Source organism: Gemmatimonadota bacterium (assembly GCA_016714015.1).
Lineage (GTDB): Bacteria > Gemmatimonadota > Gemmatimonadetes > Gemmatimonadales > Gemmatimonadaceae > Pseudogemmatithrix.
The window spans coordinates 51,418-65,350 of sequence record JADJNZ010000007.1; the positions used below are offsets into that span (position 1 = coordinate 51,418).

The following is a 13,933-nucleotide window of genomic DNA, read 5'->3' on the forward strand; positions in this document are numbered from 1 at the left end:
CCGGCCCCGACCCGGCGAGCTTGAGGGTCATGCTCACCGAGCTCCGCATCCGGAACCTGGCGATCATCGACGCGGTCACGCTCCCGCTGTCGAGCGGCTTCAACGTGCTCAGCGGCGAGACCGGGGCCGGCAAGTCGATCATCGTCGGCGCGCTGGGCCTGCTCATCGGCGAGCGCGCGTCGAGCGACCTCGTGCGCACCGGGGCGGACAAGGCGACCGTCGAAGGGGTGTTCGACGTGAGCGATCGCCGCGACCTGCTCGATGACCTCGATGCGCGCGGGATCGAGAGCGATGGCACGCTCGTGCTCAAGCGCGAGGTGCCGGCCGGGGCGGGGGGACGCGCACGCGCGTGGGTGAACGGATCGCCCGTGACCGCGAGCCTGCTCGCGGAGATCGGTCGCGCGCTCGTGAACGTGCACGGGCAGCATGAGGCGCAGGCGCTGCTGGAGCCCGAGGCGCAGCTGCGTATCCTCGATGCGTTCGGGGACGCCGCGTCTGAGCGCGCGGCGGTGGCCGAGGCGCACGGACGGTTGGTGGAGGCGCGCGACGCGATCGCCGCCCTGCGCGCGCGGCGGGACGAGGCGGCGAAGCGCGCCGATTGGCTCGCGCACGTCGCCAAGGAGATCGGCGACGCGAAGCTCAAGGACGGCGAGGATGCGCGCCTCGACGAGGAGGCGCGCCGGCTCACGCACGCCGAGGAGATCGAGGGCCTCGTCCGTGAGGTCACCGATGCGCTCGACGGCGCCGACGAGGCGGCGCTGCCCCGGCTCGGGCACCTGCAGAAGCCGCTCGCCGCGCTCCAGCGGATCGATCCGTCGACCGCGCGGCTGCAGGAGCTCTACGATGCGGCGTACTACGCGCTCGAGGAGCTGTCCCGCGAGGCGCAGGCGTACGCGGACGGGATCGAACGCGATCCCGCGCGGCTCGACGAGGTCGAACGGCGCCGCGACCAGATCTTCCGGCTCGCGAAGAAGTACGGCGGCAGCATCGAGGCGGTCATCGAGACGGGGCGTTCGGCGCGCGCGGAGCTCGACCTGCTCGACACGGCCGGGCTCGACCTGCGCGGGCTCGAGACGCGGGTCTCCGATGCGGAGGCCGCGTTCGCCGGCGCCGCGGCGAAGCTCAGCGCGAAGCGGCGGAAGGCGGGCGCCGCCCTCGCCAAGGCCGTCGAAGCCCGGCTCCCCGACCTCGGGATGCCCGACGGCCACTTCCTCGTGGAACTCACCCCGCGCGGCGAGGCGTCACCGCAGGGGGCCGAGGAGGTCGAGTTCCGCGTGGCCCTCAACCTCGGGCACGAGGCGCGCCCGCTCGCGCGCGTGGCGTCCGGCGGCGAACTCGCGCGCGTGATGCTCGCGCTGAAGACCATCCTCGCGCGCCTCGACGGCGTGCCGACGCTCATCTTCGACGAGGTCGATGCGGGGATCGGTGGCCGGACCGGGCTCATGGTCGGCGACGCGATGCGCGATGTCGCGTCGCATCACCAGGTCTTCGCCATCACGCACCTCCCGCAGATCGCGGCGCGTGCGCACCATCACATCATCGTGCAGAAGGCGGCGAAGGGCGGCGTGACGACGTCCGACGTGCGCGTGGTGGATGGCGAGGCGCGCGTGGACGAGATCGCGCGGATGCTCGGCGGCGACGCGGAGAGCGAGACGAGCCGCGACCACGCCCGTGAGCTGCTCGCGCAGGCACGCGAGGCCGGGAAGCAGGCCGCGCGCCCGGCCGCGGCGCCTGCTCAGCGCGCGCGGAAGCGCGTGTAGTAGCGGATCATCAGGCGATCCTCCCACTGCTTCGGCACCACGCCCGCTCCGCTCGCGACCGACTGCTGGTGGAGATACGTGATCTCGAAGTGCAGGCCGGCGATGCCACGCGCCCGCGCCGCGAGCGTCGAGTAGGTGGCCGAGAGCCCCACCCGCTGCTCCTCCGCCTCGCTGCGCGCATCGAGCGCGGCGCCGTCGGCGAGGACGTCGGTCCCGACGATCGCGATGACCGGGACGTTCACGTCATGCGTGTCGGCGGACTTGTGCCGCCAGCGCCACTGGCCGCCCAGGGCGATGTAGTCGTTGAGCTGCCAGCGCGGTGAGAGCTCGACGTCGAGCTGCCCCCCGGGCGTGACCGGCACCACCATCTCGCGCTGCCACTCGAGCCACTCGTTGTCCGTGCTGCTCGGCACGCGCATCCGGAAGTCCTTCGCGAACGCCTTGGTGTACCCGATCGCCACCGTCGCCCAGAGCCGGTCGTGCGGCACCACGTCGGTGATCGATCGCACGGAGATCGCCGAGGTGCCGGACCCGGTACCCTGGTCGAGGAAGGCCTCGGGGCGCTCGCGATAGCTCGTGCCGATGCGCGCCTCGAGCGCGATCGCCTGCCGCCATCCCCGCGCCCCCGGCGCGAAGCGCGAGGTGCCGCGCGCGAGGAAGCTGTCGTGCACGCGGATGAGCGCGCCCAGGTGCACGTCGCCGATCTGCGTGAGGGAGGCATCGTTGAGCGCACGCGCGCCGAAGCCGTCCGTGGAGTCGCGCACGAGGCGGTCGAGGTCGGCGGCGGCGAGCGGCACCTGGGCCCCGAGGGGCAGGCCGGTGGTGCTCGTCACGCTGGTGATACCATAGCGTTCGAGCGCCGTGCGGATCGAGTCCGCGCGCGCCTGCAGCGCCGCCTCCGTCGACGAACCGGCGAACGGGACGTAGCGCGCGCCGCGAAGCGCACCGTTGCCGTAGAGCTGCGCGAGTCGCACCGAGAAGATCGACGTCGTGGTCGACAACGCCGTGACCGCGCCCGCCTCGGCGAGCAGGGTCGGGCACTCGGGGAAGGCGCCCGCATCGCCCTGGCACGCGGTGAGGCGCGCGGCGAGGGACTGCGCGGCGGTGCCGTACGTGCCGATCGTCGCGGCGTTCTGCGCGGCCACGCCCGTGCCATCGAAGATGGGGTTGAGGCCGAGCGTCGCCCGCCCGCTATCGGTGCGGATGCGGAACTGCGCTTCGGCCTTCGTGCGCACGAGCGTGGCACGCGCGCTCAGCGTGAGCCAATCCGCGACGCCGTACTCGATGGCGAGCGGTGTCACGAAGGCGCGCTGGCGCGCGTCGAGGCGCGTGGACCCGAGCGACGCGCCGAAGTCCGCGATGCCCAGGCCGCGGACGAGTTGCTCGACCGGGGCGAGCATCGAGAACTGCAACGGGCCGAACGCGTCGGTGGTGACGGAGCCGCCGAGTCCTTCGAGCGCGCCGTCGCGCCAGCGGTCGCGCTGCACCGTGGATTCCCCGCCGATGCCCACGCGGAAGGCGCCGCGGGGCAGCGTGACGGCGTCACTTCCGCCGCCGAGGATGCGTTGCGCCTCGGCCGCGCGCGGCCGCAGCCAGAGGCCGGCGCCGAGGACGAGCGCCAGGGTGGTCCGGCGGTACAAGAGGCCTGAGCGGACGAACACGAGTGCGAAGCGGGCGGAAGGGGGCGCGTGGGCGGGAGCGGTCGGCTAGTTTAGCGTCGTACCCCGCTCAAGGTAACGTGACACCCACCGAATCCCTGCCACTCCCCGTGGCCCCGCTCCCGACGCTTCCCTGGCAGCTCACCGGCAATCACTGGTTGGCGCTGCCGTGCATCCACCCCGCGGACGGCGCGATCCACGCGGTGAGCCTCCTCCATCGGGGTGCCCGGGCCGCCGTGGAGTTCGCGGGCGATGCCAGCTTCCTCGAGGGATCGGGGGCCGCCCTCGCGCGGCCGACGGTGTCGATCGACGGGACCCCGGTGGCGCTCGCGCGCGGCGGGATGGCCTGGGAGCGGGCACTCCAGTGGCTCCCTACGTTCACCAGCCAGGCGGGGGACGTCGTGATCCGCGGGACCGTCTTCGCGCCGTTCGGCCAGGACGCCGATGTCGCGGGGGCCGTGTACGCGTTGGCGTTCGAGAATCGCGGCAACACCCCGCGCACGATCGCGGTCGGACTCGAAGGCACGCTCGGTCACCGTCAACTCCGCGTGCGGACGCCGCGGCCGGCCGAGGATGCGCACCGGGTCACGCGGAACGGTGAGGTGGTCCTGCTCGACGGAACGGCGGCGCCGGGACTCGCCGCGCTCGCCGTGGCGACGGATGCGGCGGCCACGGTGCGGATCTCCGAGGGCGCGAGCCCCGGCTACGCGATCGCACGCACGCTCACGGTCGCCGCAGGCGAGCGCGGCGAGGTCGCCTTCTACCTCGCGGCCGGCCCCGAACGCGATGGCGCCGAGGCGACGGTGGGGGTGATGCGGCGCCGCGGGTGGCGCACCCTCCTGCAGGCCACGCGCGAGTCCTTGCGCGCCTTGGAGCAGGGGACGGGGCATGAGTCGCTCGACGCGCTGATCAACCGCAACCTGCTGTTCGCGTACTTCTACTCGGTGGGCCGCGCGCTCGATGACGCGCACTACTATCTCGTGCGGAGCCGGGCACCCTGGTGCGCCTGGGGCGTGACGGTGCGGGACTGGGAAGCGCTCGCGTGGACGGTCCCGGCGGTGCAGCTCGCCGACCCGACGCTCGCGCGGGAGCTGATCCTCCGCGCGTGCGAGATCCACGGCTACGCGCCGGGGCGCGGCGTGCACTATCTCGACGGGACCCTCTTCGAGCCGGGCTTCACGCTCGAGGGGGCGTCGTCGTACGCGATCGCGACGGAGCGCTACATCCGCGAGACCGGCGACGACCAGATCGTCGAGGAACCGATCCTCGCGGACACGCTCTACGTCTCGCACGACGAATTGCTGGCGCGGCGGGAGGCGGATCATCCGCTGTATCGCACCGAGGTCACGCTCGACCGCCAGCCGGCGGCGTTCCCCGTCACGCTCCACGGCAACGCGGTCGTCGCCTTCGCGCTCGATGCGCTGGGCAAGACGCTCGACGAGGACGCGGCCAAGGACGTGCAGGACCCTCAGGCCGTGCGGGCCGCGCTGCGGCGCCACTTCGCCTCGGGCACGGACAACAAGGCGACGTACGTCGCGGCGATCGACCTGCGCGGCGGAAAGGCGCTCGAGGACGATCCGGTGGGATCCGCCCTCTGGCTCCCGCTCTGGGAGGCGGTCGATCGGAACGACTCGTTCTATCGGCGCACGGCCAAGCGCATCGGCAGTTCGGACCGCCTCGCCGTGCAGATCGCCCGGCTCTTCGGGCCGGAGGGGAGCGACGTGCTCGAGTGGCTGCGGCGTGCCCCGCTCGGGAACGGGCTGGCGGCCGAGGTCGTCGATGCGGACGGCCGTGCGCTTTCTCACGGCGGCGACGCCGCGCTGAGCGGACTCCTCGCGTACTCCGCCTGGTACTGCGTGCACGCGTTGGGCGTGCGGCCGTAGCGCGGGGAGCGCGGCTTACGGCCGCGCCAGCGTGTACCCGAGGAACGCCGCGGCGACGGTCAGCGTCAGGCTCAGCAACGCGTGCATCGCGGCGCGGGCCACCTGTCCACCCTGGAGCAGGGTGAGGTTCTCGGCGGCGAAGGTGGAGAAGGTCGTGAAGCCGCCGCAGATCCCGATCGCGACGAAGGCGCGGAGTTGCGGCGAGGCCTCGGCGGAGGCGGACCAGCGCAGGAACCACCCGATGGCCAGCGACCCGAGCACATTGATCACGAGCGTGGCCCACGGGAACTGGGCGAAGGCGGGGACCCGCCGCAGCGCCTCGCCGGCGCCGAACCGCAACGCCGACCCGATCGCCCCGCCGAGGGCGACCCAGAGGACGGTGGTGGGCGGGAAGGGGACGAGGGGATTCACAGTGCCGGGGGTGGGGATCGAACCCACATGGGAGTGTGACCTCCCCACGGATTTTAAGTCCGTTGCGTCTGCCAGTTTCGCCACCCCGGCGGGGGAAAGACGAACGGGAGCGGCGAGGCCGCTCCCGGGCGATTCCGTGGATCCGATCAGAGCGGGAAACGGGACTCGAACCCGCGACCCCAACCTTGGCAAGGTTGTGCTCTACCAACTGAGCTATTCCCGCGTGGACCGAAGGTTAGGGGAGGCCGTGCGCGGAGGCAAGCGGGCGGGGCGCCGCATGCCGACGGCGCCCGTTGGATACGGTACAGTCGTCCGCACCCAACGGCTATCTTGGGACCCATGACCGACGTCGTCGCACTGGCCACCGAGTTGCTCGCCATCCCGTCCACCACGCGCGACGAGGGCGCCGCCGTGGACTTCGTGTCGCGCTGGCTCGTCGCACGCGGCTGGAACGTCATGGTGCAGGAGGTGACGCCCGGTCGCGGGAACGTGTGGGCCTCGCGCAAGGGCGGGGGCGTCACGCTCTCGACGCACCTCGACACGGTGCCGCCATACGTACCGCCCAAGCGCACCGACGGCCGCCTGCACGGCCGCGGCGCCTGCGACGCGAAGGGCATCGCCGCGGCGATGATGGTCGCCGCCGATGCGCTCGCGTCGGCGGGCGAGGAGCGCGTCGATCTCCTCCTCGTCGTGGGAGAGGAGCGCGGGTCCGATGGGGCGCGCCTCGCGAACCAACTGCCCGCCACGAGTCGCTGGCTCATCAACGGCGAGCCGACGGAGAGCACCCTCGCGTCGGGGTGCAAAGGCGCACAGCGCGTCATCGTGCGCACGGCCGGCCGGGAGGCGCACTCGGCGTATCCCCATCTCGGCGCATCGGCGATCACACCGATGCTCGCGCTGCTGCAGGAACTCGGCGGACTCGATTGGCCGGTCGACCCGGTCCTCGGCCCGACCACGGTGAACGTCGGCCTGATCCGCGGCGGGACCGAAGCCAACATCGTCCCCGGCGCCTGCGAGGCCGAGATGATGGTGCGCCTCGTCGGCGACGTCGCCCCCGTGCGGCGCACCCTCGAGCAGTGGGCGGCCGGTCGCGCCGACCTCGAGTTCGGCTCGCACATCCCGGCGCAGCACTTCCACACGGTCCCGGGGTTCGCCTCCGCCCCCGTCGCCTACACGTCGGACATCCCGCTGCTCGGCAACTGGGGCACGCCGCTGCTCTTCGGGCCGGGGTCCATCCACGTCGCGCATACCCCCGACGAGTACGTCGCCGAGGCAGAACTGCGCGCGAGCGTGGAGACGTACATGACCCTCGTCCGGACGCTCCTCGCATGACCAGCCTGCCCGTCGCGATCCTCGGCGCCACCGGTGCGGTGGGGCAGACGTTCATCCGGCTCCTCGCGGACCATCCCTGGTTCCGCATCGCCGAGGTCGCCGCCTCGGAGCGTTCCGCGGGGAAGCGCTACGGGGACGTCACGAAGTGGATCGAGGGAACGATGCCCGAGGAGGTCGCCGGGATGGAGGTGACGCTCTGCGATCCCGCCACCGTGCGCTCCCCGCTCGTCTTCTCCGCGCTCGACGCGTCGGCGGCCGCCGTGCTCGAACCGGCGTTCGCGGCGGACGGGCGCTACGTCCTCAGCAACGCGAAGAACTTCCGGATGGAGCGAGACGTGCCGCTCGTCATCCCGGAGGTGAATGCGTCGCATCTGGCCCTGCTCGATGCCCAGCGGGCGCGCGGGTGGACGGGGGGCGTGGTGACCAACGCGAATTGCGCGGCGACCGTCGCGGCGATGGCGCTCGCCCCACTGCACGAGGCCTTCGGGCTTCGCGAGCTGTTCCTCGCGACGATGCAGGCCGTTTCCGGTGCGGGCTATCCCGGCGTTCCCTCGCTCGACATCCTCGGCAACGTCATCCCGTTCATCGGCGACGAGGAGCCCAAGCTGGAGCGCGAGATGCAGAAGATGCTCGGCGCGCTCGCCGGCGATGCGATCACGCCGGCCCCGTTCGTCGTGAGCGCGCATGCGAACCGGGTGCCGGTGGAGCATGGCCACACGGTGGTGATGTCGGCGCGGTTCGCGCGGAAGCCGAGTGTGCCCGAGGCGATCGATGCGCTCCGCTCCTGGCGTGGCGCGGCCGTGGTCCACGGGCTTCCGTCGGCGCCGGCGCTCCCGCTCGTCGTGACCGACGACGAGAACCGGCCCCAGCCGCGGCGCGACGTCGGGGCAGGGCGCGGGATGACGGTGACCGTCGGACGCGTGCGCACGGACGCCATCTTCGACCTCAAGCTGGTGGCGATGGGGCACAACACCATTCGCGGTGCGGCCGGCGGATCGATCCTCAACGCCGAACTCCTCGCGGCGACCGGTCGGCTCGGCTGGACGCCGCCCCCGCGCGCATGATCGTCTGCAAGTTCGGCGGCACCTCGGTCGGCGATGCGGTCGCGATCGCGCGCACCGCGGACATCGTGCGCGCGCGCCTCGCGCGCACGCCGGTCGTGGTGACCTCCGCGCTCGCCGGCACGACCAATCGCCTCATCGAGATCGCATCGCACTCCGCGCGCGGACAGCTGATCGTCGCGTTGTCCATCGTCGAGGAGCTGCGGACCCGGCACCTCGAGGCCATCGACGCGCTCGGTGTGGGCGACGACGTCGAGCTCGTCTCGGACACCGGCGCGATGTTCGATGAGCTCGCGCACCTCGCCGAGGCGCTGTCGGTGCTCGGGGATGCGACCCCGCGATCGCAGGATGCGGTCGCCGCCATGGGCGAGCGACTCGCCGCACCGATCGTCGCCGCGGCGCTCGCGAGGATCGGCGTCCCCGCGACCTTCGTCGACGCGCGCCGCGTGATGGCGACCACCGCCGACTTCGGGAAGGCGGAGCCGCGGCCTGACGAGATCGCGATCGCCTGCCGGACCCAGGTGCTGCCGCTCGTGCGCGCCGGGCGCGTGCCGGTGCTCGGCGGCTTCATCGGTGCCACGGCCGACGGCGTCACCACGACGCTCGGCCGCGGCGGCTCCGACTACTCGGCCTCGCTCCTCGGCGCGGCGATGGACGCCGAGGCGATCGAGATCTGGACCGACGTGGACGGCATGCTGACCGCCGATCCGCGCGTGGTCCCGGACGCGTTGCTCATCGAGCACATCCGGTTCGACGAGGCCGCCGAACTCGCCAGCTTCGGCGCGAAGGTGCTGCACCCCAACACCATCGCCCCGGCGGTGCGGAAGGGCATCCCCGTCTACGTCTTCAACTCGCGCAACCCGGCGGGCGCGGGCACGCGGATCACCTTCGATGCGCCGCGCCTCCCCGTGCGCGCGATCGCGGGGAAGACGCGCACGGTCGTCGTGAAGGTCCGCTCCCCGCGCATGCTGGCGGCCCCGGGCACGATGCGCGCGATCTTCGAGGTCTTCGAGCGCAACCGCACCTCGGTCGACGTGGTCGCGACCTCCGAGGTGTCGGTCTCCGTGACGGTCGACGATGACCAGCACCTCGAGGCGGTCGTCGCGCAACTGTCGTTGTACGGTGACGTCTCCGTCGAGCGCGGTCGCGGCATCGTCGCGCTCGTCGGCGCGGGGCTCGGCCAGAGCACGTCGACCATGGCCCGTGCACTCACCGCGCTCGGCGACCTGCGGCTGCACATGGTGTCGCTGAGCGCGACGGGGATCAACCTCACGCTCATCGTCGACGGCGACGATGTGCACGAGGCGATGCGGAGACTGCACGCGGCCTTCTTCCGGGCCGCGTCATGACGCGCATCGCGGTGATCGGCGACGGCAAGATGGGGCGTCTCGTGGCCGCGCTCGCCGTCGACCTCGGGCATGAACTCGTGGCGCATGTGGGGCCGGAGGCGTCACGCGCCGGGCTCACGCGGGACGCGCTCGGGCAGGCCGACGTCGCGATCGAGTTCACCGTGCCGAGCGCGGCCGCGGCGATCGTCCGCGCGTGCGCGGACCTCGACCTCCCGGTCGTCAGCGGCACCACCGGCTGGGATGCGGAGCGTGCGCTCGTCGAGACGTACGTGCGGAACCAGGGCGGGGCGCTCCTCTGGGCGCCGAACTTCGCGCTCGGCGTGCATCTCTTCGCCAAGCTCGTCGCCGAGGCGATGCAGCGGTTCTCGCACGCGGGCGCGGGTTTCGATGCGCACCTCGTCGAGACCCACCATGCGCAGAAGCTCGACGCCCCCAGCGGGACGGCCCGGCTCCTCGCCACGGTGGCCGAGCGGGCCCGCGGCGGGCCGGTGCCGATCACGAGCGTGCGCACGGGGCATGTGCCGGGCACGCATGAACTGATCCTCGACGGGCCGTTCGAACAGATCCGGCTGGTGCATGAGGCGCGCGACCGCCGCGTCTTCGCGTCCGGGGCGCTCGCGGCGGCCCAGTGGCTCGTCGGGCGCCGCGGGGTGTTCACGCTCGACGACTATCTCGGGGAGGTGCGATGACGACGACGCTCCGCGGCGCGATCACCGCGCTCATCACGCCCTTCACCGACGAATGGAAGGTCGACGAGTCGGCGCTCGTCGCCCTCGTCGAGTGGCAGATCGCCGAAGGGATCCATGGACTCGTGCCGGTGGGCTCCACCGGCGAGGCGGTGACCCTGGCGATCGGCGAGCGGGAGCGGATCGTCCGCCTCTGCGTCGAGCGCGCCGCGGGGCGCGTGCCGATCATCGCCGGCGCGGGGTCGAACGACACCGCCTCCGCGATCAAGTGGTCGTACACGCTGGCCGCGGCCGGCGCGACGCACCTGCTGCATGTGTCGCCGATGTACAACAAGCCGCCGCAGCGCGGGATCCTCGCGCACTTCCGCGCCATCGCCGACCAGTCGCCGGTGCCGATCGTCGTCTACAACGTCCCCGGACGCACGGGGAGCAACCTGCTCGCCGAGACGACGCTCGCGCTCGCGGAGCACGGGAACATCTGCGGCGTGAAGGAGGCCTCGGGCGACCTCGGGCAGATCGACGAGATCCTCCGGCACCGGCCTGCGGGCTTCGCCGTGCTCTCCGGTGACGACGGGCTCACCCTCGGCGTGATGGCCTCGGGCGGCGACGGCGTCATCTCGGTGATCTCCAACGCCGCGCCGCGCGCGTGCGCGCGGCTCGTCGACGCGGCCGCCCGCGGCGACTTCGCCGGGGCTCGAGAGATCCACCATCGTCTCGCCCCGCTGGTCGATGCGGCGTTCGTCGAGTCGAACCCGATCCCCATCAAGGCCGCGCTCGCCCTCATGGGACGCTGCCGGAACCAGCTGCGCCTGCCGCTCGTCCCGCTCGACGCGCGGCACGAGCCGGCGCTGCGCGCCGCGCTCGCGACGGCCGGGGTGGCGACGTGAACGCGCCGACGCCCGATGCCACGGCGCTCGAAGCCGAGGTCGAACGGCTCTTCGCGCTTCCCGCGGACCGGATGCCCGCCGGAGCGGAGGAGGTCGTCGGGCAGCTGCTCGACGCGCTCGAGTCGGGCAGCCTGCGCGCGGCGATCCGTCGCGCGGACGGCGCGTGGCACGCGGTGCCATGGGTGAAGCGCGGCATCCTGCTCGGGTTCCGCGTCGGCCGCATCGTCGAGCATCCCGCCGACGGCACGCCGTTCCGGTTCTTCGACAAGCACACGTATCCGACGCGACCGCTCACGCTCGCCGATGGCGTTCGCGTCGTGCCCGGCGGCTCGTCGGTCCGCCGCGGTGCCCATCTCGCCGCCGGCGTGGTCTGCATGCCGCCGATGTTCGTCAACGTGGGCGCGTGGGTCGGTGCGGGCACGATGATCGATTCGCACGCGCTGGTGGGGTCGTGTGCGCAGGTCGGCGCACGCGTGCATCTGAGCGCGGCGGCCCAGATCGGCGGCGTGCTCGAGCCCGTCAACGCGTCGCCGGTCGTCATCGAGGACGATGTCACGGTCGGCGGGAACTGCGGCGTCTACGAAGGGACGGTGGTGCGCGAGAAGGCCGTGCTCGGTGCCGGCGTGATCCTCACGCGCGGCACGCCGGTGTACGATCTCGTGCGCGAGACCGTGCATCGCGGCACCGCCGAGCGGCCGCTCGAGATCCCCGCCGGCGCGGTCGTGGTGCCCGGCGCGCGCGCGGTCAAGCACGGGTTCGGCGCGGCGGAGGGGCTCTCGCTGCAGACGCCGATCATCGTGAAGTACCGTGACGAACGGACCGACCTCGCGACCGCGCTCGAGGGCTGGCTCCGATGAGCGGGTCCCGCCGTCCCGGCACTCGATGACGACGCTCCGCGTTCCCGGCGACAAGTCGATCTCGCATCGTGCGCTCATGCTCGCGGCGCTCGGACGCGGGACCTCGCGCGTCCGCGGACTGCTCCGCTCGGCCGACGTGCGCTCGACCGCGGGTGTGCTCCGCGCGCTCGGAGTGGCGATCCCCGACCTCGAGGCGACGGAACTCGTCATCGCGGGCGTGGGACTGCGCGGTCTTCGCGCGCCCACCATCGCGCTCGACTGCGGCAACAGCGGAACGACCACGCGGCTGATGGCTGGCGTCGTGGCCGGCGCGGGGATCTCGGCGCGCTTCGAAGGAGACGCGAGCCTGAGTGCGCGCCCGATGCGCCGGATCGCCGCGCCTGTGGAGTCGATGGGTGCGCGGGTGGAGCTGCCGTCGCACGGCGGGCTGCCGATGACGGTGCAGGGCGGTGTCCTGCGGGGCATCACCTGGCACGCGGAGGTGGCCAGCGCGCAGGTGAAGAGCGCGATCCTCCTCGCCGGACTCGTGGCGAACGTGCCGGTGGAGGTGCACGAGCCGGCCGCGACGCGCGACCATACCGAGCGGATGCTGCGCGCGCGCGGCGTCGACGTGCGCGTGGAGGGGCTCGACGTCGTGCTCCTGCCGTCCGCGCGGCTCGAGGCCGCTGACATGGACGTGCCGGGCGATCCCTCGAGCGCCGCCTTCTTCGCGGGGCTCGCCGCGCTCGGTGGCACCGCGGCGGTCTCGATGGAGAACGTAGGCGTCAATCCGGGCCGCACCGGTGCCTTCCAGGTGCTGCGCCGCATGGGCGCATCGGTCCAATTCGAAGGCGTGATGGAGCAGGGGGGCGAGCCCGTGGCCACGGTCGTGGCCGGGCCGGGCGTGCTCCGAGGCACCCGCATCACGCCCGACGAGGTCCCGTCCCTCATCGACGAGTTGCCCTTGCTCGCGTGTGTTGCGGCGCGCGCGGAGGGCGAGACCCGCGTCACCGGCGCCGGGGAGCTCCGCGTGAAGGAGAGTGACCGGATCGCGGCGGTCGTCGCCAACCTGCGCGCGATCGGCGCGGAGGCCGAGGAGCTCCCTGACGGGTTCGTGGTCCGCGGGAGCGACCGGCCACTCGCGGGCCGCGTCATCACCCATGGCGACCATCGGATCGCCATGGCGTTCGGCGTCCTCGGCGCCGTCGCGGGCAACGCGATCACCCTCGATGACCCATCGTGCGTCGATGTCTCGTACCCTACCTTCTGGGATGACCTCGCCCGTGTCCGACTCGGCTGAGCGCCGCCGCCCCCTCGTCGTCGCGATCGACGGCCCCGCCGCGTCGGGGAAATCGAGTACCGCGAAGTGGGTCGCGCGCGAGCTCGGCTTCCGCCACGTGGATTCGGGCGCGCTGTACCGCGCCGCGACGGCGGCGATGCTCCGCCGGGAGCCGGAGAGCGCGCGCTGGACCGAGGCTGGCGTGCTGGCCGCGGCTGCGGCGGTCTCGCTCGAGCCGGGGGAGACGACCTTCCATGCGCACCTCGACGGTACGGCGGCCGAGGAGGAGCTTCGGGGTGGGGAGGTGACCTCGCGGGTCTCGCTCGTGGCGAAGATGCCGGCCATTCGTGGCTGGGTGAACGAGATGGTGCGGCAGGCGGCGGAGGGGAGCCCGGTGGTCGTGGACGGCCGGGACATGGGGACCGCGGTCTTCCCGAAGGCGCGGGTGAAGGTCTTCCTGGTGGCGGACCCGTTCGAGCGGGCCCGGCGGCGGCTCATCCAGCGGCTGGAGCGGCATCCCTCCGACGACGAGGTCGCGGAGGAGGTGGACGCGCTGGTGCAGCGGGACGCGAAGGACGAGGCGCAGACGGTGCAGGCGGCGGACGCGGTACTGATCGACACGACCTACCTGACGCAGGAAGAGCAGGTGGACCGGATCGTGTCGCTGGCGAAGCGGGCCCAGCGCCAGGGGTAACGGGCCAGGGGCGGGGCGGGGGCGCAACCCCTTGCGGGATTGACCCTTAGGTGCGGACCACCTAACATTCAAGGCTCCCGAACTCCGGTCTCGCCGG

At 72.7% G+C, this 13,933-nt stretch carries 12 protein-coding genes and 2 tRNA genes; 10 read left to right on the plus strand and 4 right to left on the minus strand.

Annotated elements, in window-relative coordinates; genetic code table 11:
- Positions 1 to 29 precede the first annotated feature (29 nt).
- The gene (gene recN, locus IPJ78_14580) at positions 30 to 1,760 is read left to right on the plus strand and encodes a DNA repair protein RecN (protein ID MBK7907768.1); all 1,731 of its coding nucleotides are present in this window, start codon (positions 30 to 32) and stop codon (positions 1,758 to 1,760) included.
- On the opposite strand, the gene IPJ78_14585 is transcribed toward recN, so the two are convergent.
- A complete protein-coding gene (locus tag IPJ78_14585) occupies positions 1,736 to 3,400 on the minus strand; it encodes a hypothetical protein (GenBank protein ID MBK7907769.1) in 1,665 nt (554 codons plus the stop codon). The two genes, recN and IPJ78_14585, sit on opposite strands and share 25 nt — an antisense overlap.
- A 128-nt stretch (positions 3,401 to 3,528) precedes the next feature.
- Between IPJ78_14585 and IPJ78_14590 the strand changes: the two genes are divergently transcribed.
- A complete protein-coding gene (locus IPJ78_14590; protein ID MBK7907770.1) occupies positions 3,529 to 5,301 on the plus strand; it encodes a hypothetical protein in 1,773 nt (590 codons plus the stop codon).
- A 15-nt stretch (positions 5,302 to 5,316) separates the two neighbouring features.
- On the opposite strand, the gene crcB is transcribed toward IPJ78_14590, so the two are convergent.
- The 3 genes from crcB to IPJ78_14605 all read right to left on the minus strand — a co-directional run bounded on the left by crcB (position 5,317) and on the right by IPJ78_14605 (position 5,935).
- Entirely contained in the window at positions 5,317 to 5,712 is a 396-nt protein-coding gene (gene crcB, locus IPJ78_14595) for a fluoride efflux transporter CrcB (protein ID MBK7907771.1), read from the minus strand.
- 2 nt (positions 5,713 to 5,714) lie between these two features.
- Positions 5,715 to 5,802, minus strand: a tRNA-Leu gene (locus IPJ78_14600).
- A 60-nt stretch (positions 5,803 to 5,862) separates the two neighbouring features.
- Positions 5,863 to 5,935 (minus strand) — tRNA-Gly (locus IPJ78_14605).
- 116 nt (positions 5,936 to 6,051) lie between these two features.
- Between IPJ78_14605 and IPJ78_14610 the strand changes: the two genes are divergently transcribed.
- From IPJ78_14610 to cmk, 8 genes are all read left to right on the plus strand, one after another.
- A complete protein-coding gene (locus tag IPJ78_14610; GenBank protein MBK7907772.1) occupies positions 6,052 to 7,044 on the plus strand; it encodes a M20/M25/M40 family metallo-hydrolase in 993 nt (330 codons plus the stop codon).
- Complete coding sequence (asd, locus tag IPJ78_14615; protein MBK7907773.1) at positions 7,041 to 8,108, plus strand: aspartate-semialdehyde dehydrogenase; 1,068 nt, start codon at positions 7,041 to 7,043, stop codon at positions 8,106 to 8,108. The genes IPJ78_14610 and asd overlap by 4 nt, the downstream gene beginning before the upstream one ends.
- Positions 8,105 to 9,454: a lysine-sensitive aspartokinase 3 gene (gene lysC / locus IPJ78_14620; GenBank protein ID MBK7907774.1), complete on the plus strand. Its 1,350-nt coding sequence runs from the start codon at positions 8,105 to 8,107 to the stop codon at positions 9,452 to 9,454. Before asd ends, lysC begins: the two co-directional genes overlap by 4 nt.
- Positions 9,451 to 10,143, plus strand: coding sequence for a 4-hydroxy-tetrahydrodipicolinate reductase (locus IPJ78_14625; protein ID MBK7907775.1), 693 nt, complete (start codon positions 9,451 to 9,453; stop codon positions 10,141 to 10,143). The genes lysC and IPJ78_14625 overlap by 4 nt, the downstream gene beginning before the upstream one ends.
- A complete protein-coding gene (locus IPJ78_14630) occupies positions 10,140 to 11,027 on the plus strand; it encodes a 4-hydroxy-tetrahydrodipicolinate synthase (protein ID MBK7907776.1) in 888 nt (295 codons plus the stop codon). The genes IPJ78_14625 and IPJ78_14630 overlap by 4 nt, the downstream gene beginning before the upstream one ends.
- 71 nt (positions 11,028 to 11,098) lie before the next feature.
- Positions 11,099 to 11,884 (plus strand): 2,3,4,5-tetrahydropyridine-2,6-dicarboxylate N-succinyltransferase, encoded by a 786-nt coding sequence (locus IPJ78_14635; GenBank protein MBK7907777.1) that lies wholly within the window; start codon positions 11,099 to 11,101, stop codon positions 11,882 to 11,884.
- A 25-nt stretch (positions 11,885 to 11,909) separates the two neighbouring features.
- The gene (gene aroA, locus IPJ78_14640) at positions 11,910 to 13,163 is read left to right on the plus strand and encodes a 3-phosphoshikimate 1-carboxyvinyltransferase (GenBank protein MBK7907778.1); all 1,254 of its coding nucleotides are present in this window, start codon (positions 11,910 to 11,912) and stop codon (positions 13,161 to 13,163) included.
- Positions 13,135 to 13,836, plus strand: a complete 702-nt coding sequence (gene cmk, locus IPJ78_14645; protein MBK7907779.1) for a (d)CMP kinase — start codon at positions 13,135 to 13,137, stop codon at positions 13,834 to 13,836. The genes aroA and cmk overlap by 29 nt, the downstream gene beginning before the upstream one ends.
- The last annotated feature ends 97 nt before the right edge of the window (positions 13,837 to 13,933 follow it).